The following is a 21,538-nucleotide window of genomic DNA, read 5'->3' as shown; positions in this document are numbered from 1 at the left end:
TACGTATACTAACTGACCTGCATGACAGTAGATGCAATTTTTATAAGCCGGTAGAGACGAACAATACCTATCTGGTAGTAGCCAGATAAGTATTGTCTTCAGGTTCCAAATTTTTCAAAAGTCTCTAACAATATTCTTTTCTGCTCGGGAGAGGCCGCGTCGGTATATGAAGCAAACAGGTAAGCCAACCAGTCACCTAACACGACAATCTTGCATAGTTGATGGACATCCCGAAGTTGTCCTGTATGATCGGGTATCGTCATGATATACCACTGAATGGCGATATCCTTATTAGAGCCAATACTTACATGAGGGTCCCGATATACACCTGTTTTGTTCATTACTTCGTAAAGCTGATTGGCGTAGTCTAATAGAGTAATATTTTCTTTCAATAATGGATTTTCAACCATGCTAAACACCAGCGATCCACGTGCTCCTTTTGGCCCCTTACCTGTCCAAGTTAACAACATATCTTTAAAAGTGTACTGGTCGTGAAAATGGTTGGAAAACCACCTGACGTCAGGTACGCTATGGAGAAATTTCTGAATACCTTCCTTACTAACCTGACCATTCGCTGTGAGGAGACCGATTGGCGTATTAACTTCCTGAACATCCTCGCTAACTTGAGCATTGGTTTCTGCTGGGTATTTGAACCAAGCAACATGAAATAATAAATACAGACCCAGCAAAAGCACTCCAACCATCAAAAAATACCCTTTCGTCTCCCCAGGCACATTTGGTATTTTGAAGTCACCGAAATCAGCACCGGGTAACGCAGAGGCCACGATGAGACCAAGGCTAATGAGCAGGCAATATTTCCCAAGTTCAGAAGGAATTTTATATGATTCACACAGAGAATATCTTCGTTCCTTGGTGAGGTTAGGCTCGGATTGATGCACAGCCGGTAAGAATGGTTCAGAATGCGTTTTCATGTTGGCGAAATTTAGTTTTGGTGTTTGGAACATCATTTTAACTTTTAGAGTAATTAGTACTTATGCCGGTGCATCAGTCGGCGTTTAAGCTACTACGTTCAGGTAAGGCCGCAGGTCCACGCCCAACTGCTCCATGCCCGCAATCCACGTCTCCTCGTCCATCCCCGCTGAGACAATCCAGTCTTCGTCGGAGAGCGATGCCCGCCAGCCCAGGAACGGAATAGCATCTAAACAGATCAGATTGCAGAACGCGGTTTGCTCGCCCGTTGCGATAATTTGAAAATCGGTCGACCATCGAATCTGCTATGTGATATTCTGGCTTGTGGTAAACAGGCCAGAATATCACAGCAATTCATTGAACTATATCAATAAATTCTTTACTACCTAACGAGTGCCCAACTGTAATTGACTCGGTAAGTTCCACCGTGATCCCTAAAGAACATGGACTGTACAGGTGTGGTATCACTGCCACCAAAATCTGATGTCGCATCAGGAATAACAATTATAGACTGGTGTTCGTCTAAGGGTGTAAAGACATCGTCTTGTGATAGACTGACAATCCAAGCAACTAGGGCTCCTAAAATAATTCCTGCTAAAATACCAATAACTGTTCCTATTGGCCCACCAATTGCGGTTCCTAATGTTCCACCAATTTCAGCACCAATAAACGCTCCTGCTGCAGCTCCTAATGCACTCAGTACTACTTGCAATTCATTCCGGATTGCCTCATATGCATCATTTAAAAAAGCACCAAATCCACCGTTATCAATTTCAGCCATAAATAAGTTTACAAAGAAATGTTTAGGCTTTGCGTAATCATCGTCTAATGGAAATTTTCGGAGGATGTTAGGATTAGGTAGATAATCTTTCACAATACCATCACGAAAATCATTTCCTACTCTGAACTCGCTAATTTTTCTCAATTCGCCCTTATCATTAATGGACACACCTCCCATTCCTATCTTATCATTCCCGCCCCATTCCGGGTCCGTTTCATCAATGCACTTAACTTGGTGTAACCTAAACCGTAACTCTTTGATTTTATTAGGAGAAGGTACAGGATTTAAGGGTGGATGTCTTAATGAAGGCGGGTGTATCCACCCAAAATTCGATAGAATTCTATCAACTGTAACCTGATTAACGGTAGCATCATTGATAAAAGCAAAATTACTGACAACGTCAAGTTGGTTTAGTACAGAATCTGTCTTTTTTAGGTCTATACTATTCGTCACTAAATAGTTACGTATTTCAGTTGTAAAAACTTCCTGTGATGTAACCTTTTTTACTACTGCTTCTTTTTTAGATTTAGAAAGTTTTTCGAAGTAATTGGAAAAGACCTCCCCTACACTAACAACAGTATTTATTTTGCTAATCCTTGCAGCATAGTCATTTATATAATTAGGATGATTTCGAAAAGCTGCTGCAGGAAACTCAAGCTTGCTGAAATTATATTTAAAAACATTATTATCGTTCTTAGCATTAATAGCCTGAATTATTGATAATTTCATCAATAATTCTGATTTCTCCTTAAATGCTTTAAAAGTTTTGTCATCTACATAAAGTTTGCTGGTAATTTGTACATCATTCATGATTGTGGAGTTAAAAGTTAACAGATAGGTTTTTATTGCCACAGCTTTCTATTACTAATATCTGTGGTAATTTGGGTGACACTTTAGGGGTCGTCGGCATCCACCAACTACGGTGGTTTTAAAATAATTAACATATTGATTAGTTTGATTGGTTTTTATGGTATTTACCTGCCAATTAAGCTATGAGGATAGCCGTCAATCAGCTAGGCACAATGTTGTTATTCAGGCGGAAGAAGTTTTGTGGGTCGTATTTCGTCTTTAGCGCAACCAGCCGCTCGTAATTTGGCCCATAAGCGGCCCTAACCCGCGTGGCCTCGTCTTCGCCCCCCAAGTGGTTCACGTAAACGCCTTTCGTGTAGGGTTCCACCTGATTCCAGAAGGTTCGTGTCCAGTCGATGTTGACCTGGTTTTCGGCGGGGTCCGTCCATTGTGAGACGATGTCGAAATCCCACTGATCTTCCCGCAGACCAAAAGCCGTTTTTGCCGAATCGACGCGGGCCGCAACGCCTTTCATGTGGAAAAACAAAATGAACGAGTAGGGTGATGGTTGCCGGGCAGCCTGTTCAATAATCACGTCGATCAGGCTGTCTTCGATTTCGGGCAGGTTACCCGATTTCCAGTAGCGGTGTATGCCGTGTGGGGTGGCCGCATCGAACAGGGTCTGGTGTTGGGTGTAGGGAACCTCGGCAATCAAATCGGCCAGCGGGGTGCCGAAGTCGCGCAGGGGTTTCAGGTGCTGCTCCCCTTCGGCAAGCGGCCCGAACCAACCCACAATGAGGGCAATCACCGGCATTCCGTCGGGCGTGTTCAGCAGGGCGGCAAAGATCATCAACTCGTCGGAGGTGTTCCGGGCAAAGTCGCGGTAAAAACGCAGCACTTCTTTGGCCTGACTTTGCGGGTACAGAACCATCCCGCCCAGAATCGTTGGCCCCACGGAGTGGAGTTGGTACGTAAACGAGGTCACGATGCCGAAGTTGCCGCCCCCACCCCGAACGGCCCAGAACAGGTCTTCATGCTGTGTTTCGCTGGCGGTCAGCAACGCGCCGTCAGCGGTTACAATATCGACCGAAAGCAGGTTATCACAGGTCAGTCCGTGCCTGCCCATCAGCCAGCCCAGACCTCCGCCCAGCGTCAGACCCGCGATGCCAGTATGGGAAACGGTGCCGCCCGTTGTGGCTAAACCGTGCTGCTGAGTCGCCTGATCCAGTTCGCTCCACAGGACACCGGCTTCGGCCCGAACGGTTCGGTTGACCACGTCGACGCGGATGGCTTTCATCGGCGACAGGTCGATCATCAGCCCGTCGGCGCACACGGCATTCCCCGCTACGTTGTGCCCCCCCCCGCGCACCGACACCAACAGATGGTGCGTCTGAGCAAACCGTATTGAGCTAACTACGTCGGCAGCATTGGTACAGCGGGCAATCAGGGCGGGGCATTTGTCGATCATGCCGTTCCAGACCGCGCGGGCCTGGTCGTAACCATCCTCGCCGGGGCGGAGCAGGGGGCCGTTAAAGGTGGTGCTCAACGCAGCGATGTCTTCGTGAGTGAGCGAATTGGAGGTAGAAGTGGTTGACAGCGTCATTTTGATAAAGAGTTTAGTGAACTACGAGCGAGTTACCTGCTCATCACAGGTAGTTATCCGTTAAGGAGCGGCAATCCCGACCACGCTTACCAGTTTCCACACGCCCTTTATTTTCTCCAGATAGCGAGCGTCATAGGTCTGGCGTTTTTTATTCCCATCAACCGCATCGGTGATAAACGTAGCCCATGCCGACGTGCCATTGATGTGAATCCGGTAGTCGTGGTTTTTGTAAACATTTTTGTCTGTCGCAGGCAGTTTACCGAGCACGTTCTTCATGGCTTTGCTGATGGTCTCGTAACCCCGAACATAACCCATTCCTTTTTCGGTGTAGGTATGTGATGCGTAAGGCACGTTTGCCCAGTACGACAGCACTTTGTCTGCTTTTCGCTGATGAAAAGCCACCGATTCCTGCTCAACGACGGTTTTAATAGCAGATTCGTCGGCCGACTGGGCGTAGCCAACCATGCTAACAAGCCACAGCGCGGTGGCGGTAAGAGTGCGTAACTGGTTCATGAGAAAATCAGGTTTAGGGGGTGTCTACTCGATTACAGCCGTAAAGTCTACTCCATCGTTAACACGGCTCGGTAACGAACGGTGTTGCGGGCAATTCGGCGCAGGGCGGTGTTGACTTCTGCCAGCGGAAACACCTCAATCTGGGGTTTAATCTGGTGACGGGCCGAGAAATCGAGCATGGCCCGGATTTCCAACCGTGAGCCGATGATGCTGGTGAGTACACTCTTCTGGCCCAGTATCATTTGCAAAGCTGAAAGTTTCAGGTCGGCATCGGGTACGCCAACCATGCACAGCTTTCCACCGGGGCGCAGTACGTTCAGATAGTCGGTCCAGGGCATATCGGCAGTAACGGTCGAGAGCAGGAAATCGCAGGTATTAGCTGCGGTCGCCAGCACGCCTTCGGCACTCGTATTCACAAATCGGTCGGCACCAAACTGCCGGGCTTCTGTTTCTTTATCCGGCGATGACGAAAAAGCCGTTACCTGGCAACCCAGTGCCTTGCCATATTGCAGGGCCAGATGGCCCAGACCACCAATCCCGATCACACCCAATCGGGTAGCCGCCGAGACGTGATGCCGGAGTAACGGGGCAAACACTGTAATACCGGCGCACAGCAGTGGCGCAGCGTACTCGGAGGGCAACGCATCCGGTATCGGGAACGTCAGCCGTGAATCGACCCGAATATACTGGGCATAGCCTCCCTCCCGACCCAGACAGGTTGGCTGGCCATTGACACAGAGATTGTCCTGGCCCGACTGACACTGGTCGCAGGTGAAATCGGCACCGGCCAGCCAGCCTACGCCCACCCGCTGACCGACAGTCAGGTCTGTGACAGCCGCCCCCAGTTGTGACACGATCCCTACGATTTCGTGGCCCGGCACCAGCGGGAAGGCACTGATACCGAAATCGTTATTCACCAAATGCAAATCGGTATGGCACATGCCACAGTGAGTGATCTTAATTTCCACATCTGAGGCACTGAGCGTTTTGGGCGTGTACTGATAAGGTAAGAGCGGTTGCCCGGCTTCGAGAGCCGCATAAGCCGCAACGGCAGCGGGCATGACCACTGTTTTGATCGTTTCCGTAGTTGATTCCATAAGGTTTATTGATTAGGACTATTGAGAATTCCGTGGGCACCATGGCTCTGACTTATTTCGCTACCAGCACCGTCACATTGACGATTTTCCACTCGCCATTGATCCGTTCCAGATAACGCTCTTCCACGCTATGCCGGGTGGTACCATCAGGATACTGGTTGTGCTGGTCGAATACCACAAAGGCCGAGTTGCCGTTCACCCGAACCAGCCAGTTGTCGCGGGTGGCTTTCTCCTGGCTGGGCGTGTGGTTCTGGGCAACCCATTGTTCTACCATCTTCCGGTCTTTGTCGCCCGTCATTTTGGTGACTTTACCGTCCCGGTCCGTTGCCACGCGCGACACGTAGGGTGCATCAACCCAGTAATTGAGGTACGTTTTAAAATCGCGGGCATACATACTGGTAGTCAATCCCTCGACGACCTTTTTGACAGCCGCTTCATCTTCGGACGTTTGGGCAAAACTGGCCGCGCTGGTCAGCAGCAGGGCGAGGAGTAAAAAGGGTGTTTTCATGGGGGTCAAATAGTTTTGTTTAGGTGTCAAAACAGGCGTGTCGAACGAGACTATTTGTGCGCTTCCAGTTCAATCTCGACCAGTAGGCTCGGCAGGGCCAGCCCTTTCACTTCCAGCCACGAACCCGTGGGAAATGCCTTTTTATAGATCGTGCCCCGATAGGCCGAGTGCTTCAGAAACTCTTCCATGTTGGTTGTATACACGTTCTCGGTAACCACATTATCGAAGGTGTACCCGTAGTGTTTGAGCACCTTATCCAGGTCGGCATAGCAGTTTTTGATCTGCCCACTCATGTCACCTTTGGCCGTTGGGCTGCCCGCATCGTCCATGCTGACGGCTCCCGAAATTTTGAGGTCATTACCAATGCGGATGGCGTGCGAGTACCCAAAGGTTTTTTCCGTTTCAGGCCGCAGATTAAAGTACTCCGGGGCTTCGGTCGGAGCGGTAGTTTTCTGTTCAGTAGCTTGCTGACAAGCAGCTAAGACAAGCAGTAAGGATAGGGTAAGAAGTTCTGTCTTCATAGGGCTATAATGACTCATAATCAGTGGTTTAAGTTTTCAGTTGAACATCATTCGATCAGTCCCTGCCGCATGGCTTCCTTCACTAACCCCGCCACGCTCCGCACCCCCGCCTTGCGGAACAAATTGCGCCGGTGCGTCTCGACCGTCGGCACCGACAGGCCCAGCGATTCGGCAATCTGGGCGGTAGTCAGCTCGGTGGCGATCAGCGTTAAAACCTGCTGCTGGCGGAGGGTCAGGTTCATGGGGTCGTGAGAGGAAGTCGAAAAGCTGCACGGCTAATTAACAGGTCAAAAGTGGCTGGTTATCAGAATAGTGTCCCTCATGGTTTCCCCTGATTTTAGCTCATGGAAAACCATGATTTTCGCGTCTGATCCTCAGAACGTAACCTTGCCGCCTTCCTCTTTCCACGATCCCTCGCCCGTTGCGCTCAGAGGAGGTCCTACGTTCGGACTACTGCCTTTAATTTTGGCAAACCGCCCCGTGCCGCCCGTGAATGTGGTCATACCCGTAATGCTGGATTGCCCAACCTGAGTAATCATCGTCGTGTAGAATTTGTCGCCGGTAGTCGTCGTATACGTCGCTTTGTGGGTGGCGGCTCCGGTGGCCAGCACAAAGTCGAACTCATCGGTGAAGGTTACGTTTCCGGCAAACGAATAGGTCCCGGTTCCGTCGATGACGACCCTGACAATATTCTTACCCTCAGCATCTTTTGCAAACTGCTGGCTTTTGGTCTTGAAGGCGAACTGAGCGGTGTAGGGTGCGTTTTCCTGTTCAAACTCCGGCACCGCTTCGTCTTTTTTGCAGGCCGTTGTCAGCGCGAAGACGCTAATGATAAACAAAAGGGAAAGGTTGGGTGTAGTTTTCATGGATTTGTTTGGTTTGTGGTAGACTGGATATACTTATTGGCGCAAACGATCCCCTAATCCCGCCAAAACGGGTATCAGAAAGGGACAGAAAAAAAAGAATTACAGCAATCAGCCGGGGCGATTGAGCAGACCGAGTTGCTCAAACAGCAGCATCTGGTCGCTCATGGGCCAGGCATCCACAATCTTATCGTCGACAATGCGGTACTTCACCATCATGGGGTACTCGACAGCGCGGTGCGTGGGCGGCAGACCGAAAATTTCACCCTTGTGTTCCCCCCGAAAAATGCCATGCACAATTACATCGTCACCCTCAGCGGTCAGGTCTTCAATAAAAATAGTGTAGCCCGGAAAGCCTGCTTCATACATCAGTACCCCATCGATGTACGACTGTTGTGAACTATACCGCCGAATTTTTTCTTCGGTTTTCGGCCCAACGCTCATCATTAGGGCGTATTCCAGAATTACTTTCTTATTTCGTTCGGCCTTGTCCATCGCATTGGTGCAGTTGACTGATACAAAGGTAATTGACTGATTTACGAACCGTTAGCAACGCTGATGCAATGATTTGTGCTATTGTTTCATCGCCTTGTTGCATTTGTGCTATTGTTTCATTTTCGCCCGTTTACGCCAGTCCGACGGGGACTGTCCGAAGGTTTCGGCAAAGGCATGGCTGAAATAACTCAACTCCGTAAAGCCTACCCGCCAGGCTACCTCACCAACGGGCAATACGGTGGTTTCGAGCAAGTCGCGGGCGTTGCAGAGCCGCACCTGCCTGATGTAATTGGCAGTGGCAAAGCCAGTCAGTTTTTTCAGTTTCCTGAACAGTTGCGTCCGGCTCAGTCCCATCTCCCGCTCCAGCGTACCCGAATCGAAGGCCGTATTGCCAAGATTGGCCGCGATGAGTTGCCCGGCGGTGTCTAAAAAACGGGCATCCCGAACAGTAGCCGACGCCCGAACCTTGTCGAGCGTTAGCCCATCCTGCACAAATTGCTTGATCCGATGTTGAGTTGCCGTGGCTAACTTTTCCGATTTCAGAATTTCCGGCAGCTCCTTTATCGTTGGCACGGAGCGTGTTGGTTCCGGTTGCGTATCCAGCGGAAGGTCAATATAAATGATACTGCTATTGGGCTGACTGTTGTCGAGCCGGAGGATTTTGAGCGTATCCGGTAGTAACAGATTCGGATTTATGTAGAGATGCCCCGTCTCGATTTGCAACCGAAGGTACGTTTGCTTTTCCTGCTCCACTTGCCGGGCCATTACCTCGAAGCGCGAACCGGGGGGCAGCAAATACAACAGTTTGATATACAGCGTACTGAACGCGGGCAAGGCCTCCTCAAAAGACGTACTGACCAGAACGGGCGTTGTTGTCCGGTGCGTCACAGGCTTGATGCCCCGCTGCCCGGCAACGGGTGCGAACGCACGGACGAGGTCGTCGATTAGGGCCGTTACGTCGATAGCGGTATTGGTTCGTGTCAGTACAGCGTTGGACATTGGTGCAGAAACGTAGGTAGGTCTACTTGATCGAGCATGAACCGGGCCACATCGGCACGGCTGACCGAGGGCGAATCGAACCCCCGAAATCGCACGTCGGTGCTGGCCCTAAGCAAATCGGTAGCCGGGCCGTTGGTGAGCCGCCCCGGACGAACAATCGTCCAGTTGAGGCCGGGCCACGTTTGGTTGCTGTTCCGAATGTGCCGTTCCTGGATCTCTTTATCGGCATAATATGATCGGAGCAATGTTCTGAACAGAAATTTCTGAAACAAACCTGACCGCCCAAAACTGTCGCCCACGCCCAACGCCGTCTCCACCACGATGGTTGGGACACCCTGCCGGGCCATTTCATTCAACACATGGTGCGTCCCCTCCGAACAGACGGGGTCGCTCACGAAGGGTTTATGGCCCAGCACGCACAGTACCGCATCCTGACCAATCAGGGCCGGGGGCAGGGTATCAGGCTTCAGCACATCCCCCTGAATAAGTCGTAGCCGGTCATGGTGAATGGGCAGGCGGGCCAGGTCGCGCACGAAGGCAGTAACCTGATGGCCCCGGTCGAGTGCCTGTTGGACTAACTCCCGGCCCGTGCCGCCGGTAGCGCCAAAGATGATAATGCGCTTTGGTAGCATGGTTTGGGATAGGCTGTTGGCTGGTTTGACTGCATCAAAGTTGGCGCACAAGTACCAACGAATTTCGCAGATTTTACATCATGGTAAACCATGATTTTTTAGTATAACAACTTGGAAATTAACCTAAAGACCCCCACTTTAACTTCTTAAACCAAACCGTTTTCATCATGCGCATCAGTTACTGGTTTATGCTGTGGCTGAGTGTGGCGACCGTTCACGGGCAGTCGATAGATTCACTGCGCCGGGTTATGGTCCAAACCGAACGACTATCTTCCCCAACCCGGCGCGATTCGGTACTGTACACCATCAGTATGGTATTGGCTCAGCAGTACCGCTGGGGCAGTAGTCAGGCACCCGCCAATATGGATTCGGCCATTTTCTTCGCTAACTATAGCGTTAGACTGGCTACCAGCCAACGGCTTCGCGCCGACGCCCTCCGGTTGCGGGGCGATCTCTACAGCTCCAATGAGTGGGGATTTACGTCGGCCTGGATGGGACTGGACGACCTTAACGAAGCGGGCAGTATCTACGTCACGCTAAAAAACGTGGAAGGATTACACCAGACCTACAACACGCTGTCGGTACTTTATCTAAACCGCTACAGCCTGCGTTCCACGCCCTCGGCCAATATGCTGCGGTATCGAACGCTGGCGTTGAGGGTGCAGTCGAACCCCGCGTTTCAGTTTTCCGACTGGGTAGAGGCTCCGGCTACAGATTCGGCAGCCAGTCCCGCCCTGTTTCGGGAAGCGATTCAGGTAGGCGAGCAGAACTTGGCGTTCTGGCTAAAACGCGGTTCCAAACCGCATCGAATGTGGCGGTTAGAGTATCTGGGGGGGCTGTATCGACAATCTGAACTTAACCCAATCAAGGGCAAGGCGTATCAGCAACAAGCTGCTCAAATAGCCCGTGACTTGCCCGATTATCCTCTTCTGTTTGCCTGCCTAACCAACTTAGCCCAGTGGGAGTTAGACGATGGCAACTATGCAGCTTCGTTGCGCTATGCCCGCGAAGGATTAGCATTAGCCCGGCAGCAACGGTTTAGCTTCCGGCAGGCGGGTTTTCATGATCGGTTGTATTACACCTTCCGAACAATGGGGCAGATGGACAGTGCCTACGCGCACAAAGACGAGGCTATTGCCATTAATGATAGTCTGGCCCGCGTCGGCGATCAGCGGCAGATCGTGTATTTAAAAGAAAAATATACCGCTGAGAAACGCCAGCGCGAACTCGAACAGGAGCTTGGTCAGCAACGTAATCTTCTTTATATACTCGTCAGTGTCGGCTTGCTTCTGGTGGGGGCTGTTGGTCTGTTTATCTGGAGAAACCGTACTTTGATCCGCAAAAACGCCGAGTTACGGGCCGCTCAACTGCAAGGCCAGACCCTTGAACGCCAGCGCGTTGCCGCCGACCTCCACGACAACCTCGGCACCACCCTCTCGGCCCTGCACTGGAACCTCGAAGCAATGGACACAACCAAACTCACCGCCGTTGAACAGGCCTTGTATGCTACCATCAGTCAGCAGGTAAGCCAGGCCTATAACGACGTGCGGTTGATCTCTCACAACCTACTGCCCGACGAATTAGCCAAGCAGGGACTGGCAATGGCTCTCTGTCACTTAGTCGATAAGATGAACCGAAATACCCCCGTGCGCTTCCGGCTGAGCGGTACCAGCGACCTTCCCCGGCTTGACCAGCAGACGGAGTTCGAGTTGTACAGCATCTGCTTAGAATTACTCAACAACATTATCAAACATGCCCACGCTACGGAGGGGTTTATTGACCTGACCCCGGCTAACGGTATCCTCTATATGACGGTCGGCGACAACGGTACGGGGATAGACAACCAGCGGACAGATGGGCGGGGCCTGCACAACGTGGCGGCTCGCGTCGACTCGTTGGCCGGAACCTGGATCGTTGATTCGACGCCGGACGGGGGCGTTCAGAACCGAATTTCGGTGCCGGTCAGGATACAAGCCCGTGTTTCATCGCAAACTTGACCATCATGATACGTTATTTCATCGCCTGAAAGCCCAGAAATACAATTTTCCACCCCACCGGCTCACGCTCCAGCACCCGGATTTCGCGCTGCTTACCCACCACGGTCCCCGTCCCGTCTACTTCTTCCTGCGTGTAGGTAGCCCAAGCGGTCGCGCCCGAAATATGCACGTCGTAATCGCTCATGCGAACGGTATGGCCCGATGGTTTGAGGGTTTTGAAATACGAATTGCTGAAAGCCCGGAGTTTGTCTCCTTTTAGGAACGGCGTACCCAATGGCTCCTGAAAATTGGCTTGTTGCCGCTCGGCATACGGTTTGTTTGTCCATTGAGCCTGGAGCAAATCGCCATTGGCTTCGTGGTAAGCGCGGGTTTCGGTTTCGAGCACTTTTTTAATAGCGTCCTCTTCCAGTTTATTCTGGCCATTTTCGGTACCCACCAGCACCGTGACGTTCACAAGTTTCCACTCGTTATTCATGCGTTCCAGGTAACGTTCTTCCACGCTGTGCCGGGTGGTGCCATCGGGCCGGGCGTTATGCTGGTCGAAGACGACAAAGGCCGAGTTACCGTTGACCCGGATGAGCCAGTTTTCGCGGGTTACTTTGTCCTTGATCGGTTCGCCTGGTTTAGCAATTGTTTCCGTTATTGCTTTCCGGAAATCATCGCCCACCAGCTTAGTGACTTCATTGCCCGGATAAATCCCGACCCGCGAAATATAGGGTGTGTTTGCCAAATGGCTCAGGTACGCTTTCTCGTCGCGGGCATAGCCAGCCGTTGTTTGTGCCTCAATGACTTTTTTGATCGCCGTTTCGTCGGCCGACGATTGGGCGAAAGTGGTTACGGTTACGCTCGCGAATGTCAAAATGAGAACTAAAAAGCTCGTTTTCATTGGTTTATGATTTAAAATGTAGTGTAAATAATGTTCAGTCAGCCTTCAGGGTAGTAGTCGCTCCTGCACCAACCACCGGTAATTATCAGCTATACAAGTACTGATAGGAATGTCTTGTAAGCCAAGCTCCCGTTTGGCTTTCTCGCTCGAAAAATGAAACCCTTTCCGCGACGACATCTCAGCCAGTTCTGGCGTTATGACCGGTTCTTTATTAGTCAGGCTGCCTATGGCTCCCATCAGCCCTCCCACCAACTTAAATACCGATGGACTGGCTACCAACGGAGGTTTCTTGCCAAGCAGCCGGGCGATTTCGTTAAAGAACTCAGGAAAAGAACCATTAATGCCTCCCAGAATATAGTTATGGCCGATTTGCCCTCTCTCGACGGCGGCAATGTGGGCCTTTACTACTTCGTGTACGTGAACAAAGCACGTTCCTCCCGATGGCACAAACGGTAATTCACCTTTTTGAATGAGAAAAAAACTGCGTCCCCAGGTGTTCTTATCATAAGGACCAACCACGCTTCCGGGATTCAGCACCACCACTTTCATACCCTGCTGTGCAGCCTTCAGGACTTCGTGTTCACCGGCCCACTTCGTTTTTTCATAATTCACGAAGGAGGTACCGCCCTGCTGCGGTGTTTCTTCGTTAATTAAGCCCGGCACACGCACCGGCCCCCAGGCACTGATGCTCGACGTATGAATGAAGCACGCTGCCCTTTTTTGCAGGGCTACTTCTACCATGTAGCGGGTGCCGTCAACGTTGGTCTGCCTCTGTCGGACATTGTTTTTCTTCCAGATGTTGGTGTCGCCCGCGATGTGAAAAACAGCGTCCAGGTTCATGGGCATGGTTTTCTCCAGCGAGGCCTTGTGCTCAATTGAGCCTTCGGCTATCTGAATCGGAAACCGTTTCAGGTACGTCGTATCCGAGGTGGGGCGACACAGTGCCGTAACGTCCCATCCATCGGTCACTAATCGTTCGATCAGGTTAATACCCAGAAACCCGGTTCCACCCGTTACGAAAGCTTTCTTGTTCATAACTAACAGCAAATTTGTGAGTAGGACAACGACTTACTGTGGCCGATTTGAGTCAGTAGTGTTACTGCCAACCCAATGGCATGTTTGCGGTTGACACCGGCTTTCTGGTGGTTGTTCAGCGTATGATAATCGGTTTACTTCGCCTTCTGCTCCGGCATCCAGAAATTGCCGATCATTTTCCATTGACCGCCTTCTTTTTCTAAGTAATTGGCTTTGTGCATGGTGCTGACCGTACCATCGGGCTTGGTGTAGGTTTCGCGGTAGGTTACAAAGGCCGTGCTGCCCACGATGCGGTAGCGGTAATCGCTCGTGCTAAGTTTTTCATCACTCTTGGCCATACTTCCAAGCAGTTTCCGGTAGCCGTTAGCCACCACTTCATACCCACGCGGATAACCCGGCGCATCATACGTAACGGCTACGTTGGGCGAGTTAGCAAAATAGCTTACAGCCTTCTCGGCATCTCTATCCATCGACGCCTGGGTGTGGCTTTCCAGCACCGTTTTGATAGCGACTTCGTCAGTACCGGCTGAACCGGGCGAGTTCGCTATGGCCGTTTGCTGGGATGCTACAAACATCCACTTGTTCTGCCTGCGCTGAAACGTATAGGTACAGGCGACCTGCCCTATAACCGGGTTACCGTCCTGTCCGACCCGCTCCACTTTATGAATACCACTCACCACAGCCAAATCGCCCGATTGAAAAATGACCGGCTCGATAAACTCGGTTTTAAGTATTTTTTGAGCATCGCCCTTAATAATATCCTTTCGGGTCTGGTAGACCCCTTTGGTGGTAGTGTACCGGAAATCATCCGATAACCGGCTCGTAAAGAAGGCTTTGGAGTTGGTTTTGTACTCTTCCCCAATCTCATTGAGGGTTGCCAGTGTAAAGGCAGTTTGAGCAAAACTGGCCGCGCTAAACAGCAGTCCGGCGAGAAGTAAAAGGGGAGTTTTCATTCGATTTGGGGATAGGTTACAGTTGATAACTAAAAAATGATTTGGCTACACTCAGAACGGCTTGTGCCGGCACGGGAGACTACGCTCAACACGGGACTACGCCCAACAGGAGAATTCCTGAACGTTCATTTAGTGAATCAGTAGTGCGACCGATGCTGGCAACCGGTTAATTCAGGAAACCGCAACCGACTGTCGATTTGCTTTTGCCAGAAGCCGGGCGTTCAGCCAGCGACGGGCCGGTACTTCGACGAAGCGATAAGTCAGGGCCGACACCGCCAGCACCAGCACCACGTAAATCAGGCAGGTGATGGGGCCTTGCGGTCCATACACGACAGCAGTCGGGCCGGTTTTGGGAGCCGGTGGTTTGGTGAGCTGAACAGCCAGGAACGTGAACATAATTGGAATATGGACCATGTAGATCGAATAGGACCAGTCGCCGAGCCGTTGAAACGGCTTCGTTTTTAGCAGCGTCGCAACCCGGCCCGTGGTATAGGCCGCCCCCAAAATCAGCAGCGGAAACACCCAGATTGTGAGCAGATCGGGCAGCAGAAAATGATAGGCAACGGCCAGCCCCACGCCCAGACCGCCGAATACGATACCGCTTTTCAACTGGCTTTTAGCCCATTGTTGCTGATACAGTTCATGGGTAATCATGCCGAGCAGGAAGCCCGCCAGACACCGAAAAAAACTCTCCGGGAACATGATGTTGTCGATCATCCAGGAAATATGCAGCAACCAGGGCTTGAAAAGTGGCCCGGTGGCAAGTGGTCTGGTGAGGTAGGCGTAAAGACAAGCCACGAGCGCGACCAACACCCACTTGCCCACCATCGGTATCCGCCGAAAAACAGGCATCAGAAACGGAAACAGCAGGTACATCAGCCATTCACTACCAATCGACCAGGCGGGCGTGTTCCAGGTGGCGGTCCAGGCCGTGTTGAACCCGTGCAGCATGAAAACGTGGAGCAGAATGGCTGCCGGATCGAATACCGATTGTGTAACGGTATCCAGTTTTACGCCATTCAGCCCTACAAGCCAGCCATATACCGCTACCAGCCACAGCAACGTAAGCAAATGCAGCGGATAGACGCGGGCAAACCGAGCCGCCATATACCGCCCAAACGAAGCCCCCGACACCCGTTCGGCAAAGCCACTACCATAAACGTAGACCATGATGAAGCCACTCAGCACGAAAAAGAAGTCCACCAGTAGATACCAGCGTCGGTGCAGTTGGGTGATGGCCGGGTTGATGACGGGCATCACCATTAGGTTGAAATGAAACACAACCATCAGCAGGGCTGCAATGCCCCGCAGAGGTGTTAGGGTGGTGAGGTAAACAGGTTTCATACAGGCAGGAATGGTTGTTTTTGAGAAATTGTGTGCCAGTTTCGTCATCACTCAATCAATCTCTGTCTCATGGCTTCCTTCACCAGCCCCGCCACGCTCCGCACCCCCGCCTTGCGGAACAGATTGCGCCGGTGCGTCTCCACCGTTGGCACCGACAACTGTAGTGCTTCGGCGATCTGGGCGGTGGTTTGCTCGGCGGCAATCAAGTCCAGAATTTGCTGTTGGCGGTGAGTCAGCGTCATAAGCGATAGCGTAAAAGAGGTGCTTTGATTAGAATCAGGTTTATGGGCAAAGAGCTGGCAATCAGCAAGTATGACAGAAATACAACCATAGTTGCTATACCAGCACCGCCCCAACTTGAGCCAGCTTAGTTTCGCGGTTATAGAAATAGAGGTAACCCAGCCCCAGCGCCAGCCGGAACAGCGAATCGACCACAAAAAAAGTACTGAATGGTACGTGCAGCAGATACACATGGTAGATACCCAGCACAATGCCCGCCAGCGTTGTTACGGCCAGCGCCAGCAGGGTATTACGGAGGGCAACCGAATTGGGCGCATGGCGGTTTAGCAACGCCAGCAGCCCCAGCCCCATGCTGGAAACACCCAGAAACTGCATAATAGAAATATGGGACAGATCGACCTGGGGCGTACCGTAGCTGATAAGTGACATTTCGGTGGCAAACACCATCGACAGGGAGAGCAGGGTCGTATAGATACCCGTAATCAGCAGAAACAGCGAACGTGACATAAGTAGTTAATTGGGTTTGTGGTTAGGAATTTATTTTCGATATGAAAATGGTGTGGATAGAATAATTGAATCAGCCTCTTCTGATTGATTCGGTTCGTATTGACAAAAGTGATTGTTAGCCAGCTAACCATTACTCATGGTAAACCATGATATCGGGTCATGGTAAACCATGATTTTATAGCGTAGGGCAAGCCATGACCTGGTAGGTTGTAGCGGTTAGGGCTAAAATTATTATTGACCAGCTTGATGGCACCGCTCGATTGGTTACGTTTGTCAGTCAACGTTAGTCGGAAGCACAAGAAAACCTAAACCTGAGTGAGCATGGCTAAATGGCTACTTCTTTTTTTGCTGTTTTACACCCCCCTCCTTACCCTGGCGCAACAGTCGGTTTTTCGCATCGATAGTCTGCCGCCTGCTACCGGTATATTACTGGATAAAGGCTGGAAATTCCACGCGGGCGATAACCCAGACTGGGCTAAACCTGGCTTTGATGATAGTGAATGGGAAAGCATTGACCCAACGAAGGATTTGATGGGTTTGCCCCAAATATCTCGGAATGGACAAATTGGCTGGCTACGTATAAAGATAAAAGTAGATACTAATTTAGTTAATACTGTATTTGGAGCAACTGTCAATCAAGTTGGGGCTTCTGAAATATATATTGATGGTAAACTTTTAATAAAATTTGGAAAAATAAGCTCTAATACAAAGGAAATAGAGGCTTATAACCTGTCAAGTCCTTATAAGAATAATTATATCTATTCAAAATTCGGCAAAAACAAAGAGAATGTAATTGCTGTCCGTTATGCACTCCAGTCAAATATTTTTTATGTTAAAATTATTGATATACCAAACCCTGTATTGAGCATCAGTATAAAAAGTGGAGCGAATCTAAATGAGAACACAATTGAAAGCAGAGGTTATGATGCGACATTATCTGACTACTTTAGATCAGGAATGTTTTTTATTTTAGGAATATTACACCTATTGCTTTATTTCTACAATAGAAAGCAGAAAACAAATTTGTTTACGGCTCTTTATTATATTATTGGCACCATCTTTTTTCTCACTACTATTGCCTTATATCAATATTTCAATAGTATTCAAAGTAGAATGTATATTACTATTCTTTACTACATATTAGCTTTTGGTTTGAATTCATTGACTGTTACGATTGTATATAGTTTATTTCCGTTCAGAAAAAGCATATTCTTTTGGGCGATAATCTTTTTTCCAATTCCTTATTTTTTTTATCTTTTCCAAGAATACAATTGGTCCGGTTTTATTATTCGCACTTTCCCAATCGTAATGAACATAGAAGCAATAAGAATAACCATTCTGGCAATTATAAAAAGGAGAAAAGGAGCTTTGTTAATGCTGATTGCAACCGCTGGATGGACTTTCTTCTACTTGGCATTAACATTTCTTGCGCTGTTTGCTGATTCTCAATCTATAAAAACATTGATAGTAGACAATTTTTTTTATAGCTTATCTTTTCTAATATTCCCTATTTGTGTTACCATCATTCTAGCACAGGATTTTGCCAATACAAGTATATCATTAGAAGTAAAGTTATCAGAAGTCCAACAACTCTCCGAAGAAAAACAGAATACTTTAATCAAGCAAAACGCCGAACTAAAAGCGGCACTTCTGCAAGGACAAACCCTCGAACGTCAGCGCGTGGCCGCCGACCTCCACGATAACCTCGGCACCACCCTCACGGCCCTACACTGGAGCCTCGACGCCATCGACAAAACCAAACTTTCCCCCGCCGAACAGGCCGTTTATGCTACTATCAGCCAGCAACTCGGTCAGGCCTATACCGATGTCAGGCTCCTCTCCCACAACCTGTTGCCTGATAAATTAGCCAAACAGGGGTTGCGGGTGGCGCTCTGCCACTTAATCGATAAGATGAACCGAAATACCCCCGTGCATTTCCAACTAACCGGCAGCGACAACCTGCCCCGGCTCGACCAGCAGACTGAATTCGAGCTATACAGCATCTGCTTAGAATTGCTCAACAACACGATCAAACACGCCCATGCCAGTGAAGGATTTATTGAACTGACTCAGGCTAACGGTATGCTCTATATGACGGTTGGCGACAATGGTACAGGAGTAGCTAATCAGCGAAAAGATGGGCGGGGTTTACAGAACGTAGCGGCCCGTGTTGCCTCTCTGGATGGGACGTGGCACGTTAACTCAACCTCGGAGCAGGGCGTTCAGAACCGGATATCGGTGCCGGTCAGGATACCAACCCGTGCTTCATCGCAAATTTAACCATGATTTTTTTGCTTATGGTTTTCCATGATGAGGGTAGCGTAGGGTGATGTCCTCATCATGGCACTATCCATGCAAGAACAACCTGCCCCTGGTTGTCGTACATATTCAGGTCGTTGCCGTTTAGCTGATACGTATAGCACTCTGTCCCATTGGGCGACGTCAGGCAAAACACGGAGTTGTTGATGGGGTACCAGGTTATGCCCTGCTGTTTCCAGCGTTCAATCACTTCGTCTGGCTCTGGCTGGGGAGCATCGTAGGTGCCCAAAAAAGGGGTGAACGTCATTTTGTAGCCATCGATACGACCGTCGGGCAGTAGCTTTTTAAATCGTTTGGTCAGGAAATTACTGTTCACTTCTTTGGTCATCCAATTCCCTACTGAGTTGGGGTCGTGCCCCCGGTTCTGGGACAGCGGAGCCGCAGCCTGTGGTGCTTCGGGATTTTCTGTCGATTCCAGGCTGGGTTGGCTGCTGCGGTTGAAGACGCTGCTGACCTCCAACCCGTTATTGTTCCAGGTACTGGCCAGCGTCTGGCCAGTCCGCGTGAAGGTAAACCGGGTTGACTGTGAATCAGTGATTTGTCCGGTGGCTCGGTTGCCATCAATGACGCCATTTACCGGGACCAATTTTACTATCGTTTGCCCTTCTTTCAACATCAGGTTTCCCGCAAAGGCAGTCTCTGATAGGGGTATCAGCGTTAGGGTACTTGCATACCCTTTCCCCTCAATGAGGAGCGTACCAGTCCAGCTTCCAGCAAATCCTGTATCAGACAAATCGCTCGAACAACTCAGTAATATCGCAAAAATGATCAGTAACAATAATGGTTTCATGAGACAGTTAGACAGAAAGAACAAAAAAGTCAATCAACTAACAGACAGGCGATTACTTAACATCCAAGAAGAGAACCGAAAGCACAAGCAGAAACACAATGAACACCAGATCGAAGGTCAGTCCCAGCACAGCACAAAGAGTAAGCCGCCACATCAAGCCAGCTTTCGATGAGTAGTGATGTCGGAAGAAATCGAAAAAGACATAATAGTAGAAGCCAGCCGTAGCTATGAGATAGAGCAGGAGCAGATAATCGTCGTCGTCGGTGAGCTTCAGTAACGGCACAAAGGCAACCGCAACCAATGTAGCACCAATAGTAGCCACTGCGTTGATAACGAAATGCTCGCCGAAGTGGAGCTTTTGCTTTTGGAAGAGGAGATACGAAATCAGGCTGGCAAAGAAGATGCTGAACAGAGAGGTATAGTCGGAGGTAGTTTCATAAAATGGCCCAAATGCATCGAGCGTCTGAGCCATCAATTTATCGTCAGCAGTGGCCGTCGACGACAACTTCTTAACTTCCATTGGCGATGAACTCATTAGGCCATAATCGAGTCGTCTGGATATCCAAAACATACTACCAACAGCCACCGCCACCAGCGCAAACGGTGAGCCGTAACGTACGCGCCGGCCGGCCAAGTAATCAGAAATCACCGTTCCGGGCCTAATCAGAATCTCTTTAAGCGTAAACAGCTCCTTATTTTCATAAAGCTTATGTTTGTCGATCAAATGATCTTTTAACTCGCGGAGACTGTATCGGTGGGTACTGGCTTTCTGCCCGCAATTAGGGCAAAAGTCGCCCCTGTAGTAATGAGTACAATTGAGACACTCCATATTGGTCAGTAGTTCCATAAGGCACGTTTGGCAAACAGGCATGTAGGAAGTTTTCATATTCGGACTGGAAAGCCCTGTGTTGAAATTGCCCGCATCAAAAATGGCCGATGGATTCGAAAACTTCCCTCATGGTTTACCTTGATTCCCCCTCATGGTTTACCCTGATTTTTCCCCTCATTGTAAACCCTGACTTTGTGCCGATGGGCTTGGAAATGAGCTGGAAAAAGCGTTTGTTAGAAAACCTAAACCTGAGTGAGCATGGCTAAATGGCTACTTCTTTTTTTGCTGTTGTACACCCCCATCCTTATCCTGGCGCAAAAGTCGGTTTTTCGCATCGATAGTCTGCCGCCTGCTACCGGTATATTACTAGATAAAGGCTGGAAATTCCACGCGGGCGATAAGCCAGACTGGGCCAGGCCCGGTTTTGATGATAGCCAGTGGGCAACCATTAATCCGGTAGAGGATATAATGAGTCTGAAACAACTGGAAAATGCCCCTATTTTCTGGCTGCGGCTGCACCTGAAAGTCGATTCTACGCTGCAGGGTAAAACCTTTGCCCTGTCGGTTAAGCAAACGGGAGCAGCGCAATTCTTTCTGAATGGCAAACTGATTAATGAGGTAGGTCATGTATCGTCGATTCCTGCCGAGGTACATGGGTATGACCCAATGGGTGAGCCTATTGCGTTACCTTTGTCAACGGCACCCGATCAATTTCTGAGTGTCCGATTTACCAAAGCCGACCTATTATTGATTAATCACTTTTATGCCAGAAATGAGCTTTTGCAATTAAAGATTACTCCTATTGAGTCAAGTTTAGGCGTTTATGACAAATCGCACCATACTGATACAGTGGGACTTTATTTAAGCTATTTTAAAGCTGGCCTGTTTTTACTGTTTGCCTTCTTAC

Annotated in this window: 23 protein-coding genes and 1 pseudogene; 2 read left to right on the top strand and 22 right to left on the bottom strand. The window is 49.8% G+C overall.

What is annotated here, in order from left to right; genetic code table 11:
- Positions 1–98 precede the first annotated feature (98 nt).
- The 12 genes from ACYVHB_RS01265 to ACYVHB_RS01210 form a co-directional block, all read right to left on the bottom strand.
- Positions 99–932, bottom strand: a complete 834-nt coding sequence (locus ACYVHB_RS01265) for a hypothetical protein (RefSeq protein WP_461048852.1) — start codon at positions 930–932, stop codon at positions 99–101.
- A 380-nt stretch (positions 933–1,312) separates the two neighbouring features.
- Entirely contained in the window at positions 1,313–2,521 is a 1,209-nt protein-coding gene (locus ACYVHB_RS01260) for a hypothetical protein (RefSeq protein ID WP_461048850.1), read from the bottom strand.
- A gap of 199 nt (positions 2,522–2,720) precedes the next feature.
- Entirely contained in the window at positions 2,721–4,103 is a 1,383-nt protein-coding gene (locus tag ACYVHB_RS01255; protein WP_461048848.1) for an FAD-binding oxidoreductase, read from the bottom strand.
- Between the two features lie 60 nt (positions 4,104–4,163).
- Positions 4,164–4,616 (bottom strand): nuclear transport factor 2 family protein, encoded by a 453-nt coding sequence (locus ACYVHB_RS01250; RefSeq protein WP_461048846.1) that lies wholly within the window; start codon positions 4,614–4,616, stop codon positions 4,164–4,166.
- Between the two features lie 47 nt (positions 4,617–4,663).
- Positions 4,664–5,713, bottom strand: coding sequence for an NAD(P)-dependent alcohol dehydrogenase (locus ACYVHB_RS01245; RefSeq protein WP_461048844.1), 1,050 nt, complete (start codon positions 5,711–5,713; stop codon positions 4,664–4,666).
- Positions 5,714–5,765: 52 nt separating this feature from the next.
- Positions 5,766–6,221, bottom strand: coding sequence for a nuclear transport factor 2 family protein (locus ACYVHB_RS01240; RefSeq protein ID WP_461048842.1), 456 nt, complete (start codon positions 6,219–6,221; stop codon positions 5,766–5,768).
- Between the two features lie 50 nt (positions 6,222–6,271).
- Entirely contained in the window at positions 6,272–6,742 is a 471-nt protein-coding gene (locus ACYVHB_RS01235) for a RidA family protein (protein WP_461048840.1), read from the bottom strand.
- 47 nt (positions 6,743–6,789) lie between these two features.
- Positions 6,790–6,984, bottom strand: a complete 195-nt coding sequence (locus ACYVHB_RS01230) for a response regulator transcription factor (RefSeq protein ID WP_461048838.1) — start codon at positions 6,982–6,984, stop codon at positions 6,790–6,792.
- 132 nt (positions 6,985–7,116) lie between these two features.
- Positions 7,117–7,608 (bottom strand): hypothetical protein, encoded by a 492-nt coding sequence (locus tag ACYVHB_RS01225; RefSeq protein ID WP_461048836.1) that lies wholly within the window; start codon positions 7,606–7,608, stop codon positions 7,117–7,119.
- Positions 7,609–7,716: 108 nt separating this feature from the next.
- On the bottom strand, positions 7,717–8,100 hold the full coding sequence (locus tag ACYVHB_RS01220) for an ester cyclase (protein ID WP_461048834.1): 384 nt from the start codon (positions 8,098–8,100) through the stop codon (positions 7,717–7,719).
- A gap of 108 nt (positions 8,101–8,208) precedes the next feature.
- The gene (locus ACYVHB_RS01215; RefSeq protein WP_461048832.1) at positions 8,209–9,099 is read right to left on the bottom strand and encodes an AraC family transcriptional regulator; all 891 of its coding nucleotides are present in this window, start codon (positions 9,097–9,099) and stop codon (positions 8,209–8,211) included.
- Positions 9,081–9,731 carry an NAD(P)-dependent oxidoreductase gene (locus ACYVHB_RS01210; protein WP_461048831.1) on the bottom strand — a complete coding sequence of 217 codons (651 nt, stop codon included), beginning with the start codon at positions 9,729–9,731 and terminating at the stop codon, positions 9,081–9,083. Before ACYVHB_RS01210 ends, ACYVHB_RS01215 begins: the two co-directional genes overlap by 19 nt.
- A 167-nt stretch (positions 9,732–9,898) precedes the next feature.
- On the opposite strand from ACYVHB_RS01210, the gene ACYVHB_RS01205 reads away from it, so the two are divergent.
- The gene (locus ACYVHB_RS01205; protein ID WP_461048829.1) at positions 9,899–11,728 is read left to right on the top strand and encodes a sensor histidine kinase; all 1,830 of its coding nucleotides are present in this window, start codon (positions 9,899–9,901) and stop codon (positions 11,726–11,728) included.
- A 13-nt stretch (positions 11,729–11,741) separates the two neighbouring features.
- Here the strand turns inward: ACYVHB_RS01205 and ACYVHB_RS01200 are convergent, their stop codons facing one another.
- The 6 genes from ACYVHB_RS01200 to ACYVHB_RS01175 form a co-directional block, all read right to left on the bottom strand.
- On the bottom strand, positions 11,742–12,614 hold the full coding sequence (locus tag ACYVHB_RS01200; protein ID WP_461048827.1) for a Cif family virulence factor: 873 nt from the start codon (positions 12,612–12,614) through the stop codon (positions 11,742–11,744).
- Positions 12,615–12,659: 45 nt separating this feature from the next.
- Positions 12,660–13,649, bottom strand: coding sequence for an SDR family oxidoreductase (locus ACYVHB_RS01195; protein ID WP_461048825.1), 990 nt, complete (start codon positions 13,647–13,649; stop codon positions 12,660–12,662).
- 134 nt (positions 13,650–13,783) lie between these two features.
- Entirely contained in the window at positions 13,784–14,602 is an 819-nt protein-coding gene (locus tag ACYVHB_RS01190) for a DUF4440 domain-containing protein (protein WP_461048823.1), read from the bottom strand.
- Between the two features lie 171 nt (positions 14,603–14,773).
- Complete coding sequence (locus ACYVHB_RS01185; RefSeq protein ID WP_461048821.1) at positions 14,774–15,946, bottom strand: acyltransferase family protein; 1,173 nt, start codon at positions 15,944–15,946, stop codon at positions 14,774–14,776.
- Positions 15,947–15,993: 47 nt separating this feature from the next.
- A complete protein-coding gene (locus ACYVHB_RS01180; protein ID WP_461048819.1) occupies positions 15,994–16,188 on the bottom strand; it encodes a response regulator transcription factor in 195 nt (64 codons plus the stop codon).
- A gap of 94 nt (positions 16,189–16,282) precedes the next feature.
- Positions 16,283–16,693: a hypothetical protein gene (locus ACYVHB_RS01175; RefSeq protein WP_461048817.1), complete on the bottom strand. Its 411-nt coding sequence runs from the start codon at positions 16,691–16,693 to the stop codon at positions 16,283–16,285.
- Between the two features lie 321 nt (positions 16,694–17,014).
- Between ACYVHB_RS01175 and ACYVHB_RS01170 the strand changes: the two genes are divergently transcribed.
- Entirely contained in the window at positions 17,015–18,973 is a 1,959-nt protein-coding gene (locus ACYVHB_RS01170; protein WP_461048816.1) for a sensor histidine kinase, read from the top strand.
- Positions 18,974–19,031: 58 nt separating this feature from the next.
- Here ACYVHB_RS01170 and ACYVHB_RS01165 read toward each other — a convergent pair whose 3' ends face one another.
- From ACYVHB_RS01165 to ACYVHB_RS01150, 4 genes and pseudogenes are all read right to left on the bottom strand, one after another.
- The gene (locus tag ACYVHB_RS01165; protein WP_461048814.1) at positions 19,032–19,802 is read right to left on the bottom strand and encodes a hypothetical protein; all 771 of its coding nucleotides are present in this window, start codon (positions 19,800–19,802) and stop codon (positions 19,032–19,034) included.
- A 52-nt stretch (positions 19,803–19,854) separates the two neighbouring features.
- A complete protein-coding gene (locus ACYVHB_RS01160; RefSeq protein WP_461050034.1) occupies positions 19,855–20,322 on the bottom strand; it encodes a hypothetical protein in 468 nt (155 codons plus the stop codon).
- A gap of 60 nt (positions 20,323–20,382) precedes the next feature.
- A pseudogene (locus ACYVHB_RS01155) lies at positions 20,383–20,631 on the bottom strand (DUF3667 domain-containing protein); the annotation flags it as partial.
- Between the two features lie 366 nt (positions 20,632–20,997).
- Entirely contained in the window at positions 20,998–21,258 is a 261-nt protein-coding gene (locus ACYVHB_RS01150) for a hypothetical protein (RefSeq protein WP_461048813.1), read from the bottom strand.
- Positions 21,259–21,538 lie beyond the last annotated feature (280 nt).

It is taken from the genome of Spirosoma arcticum (genome assembly GCF_054779955.1).
Note: the sequence above shows the minus strand (reverse complement) of the source record. Positions and strands in the feature narration are given on the sequence as shown.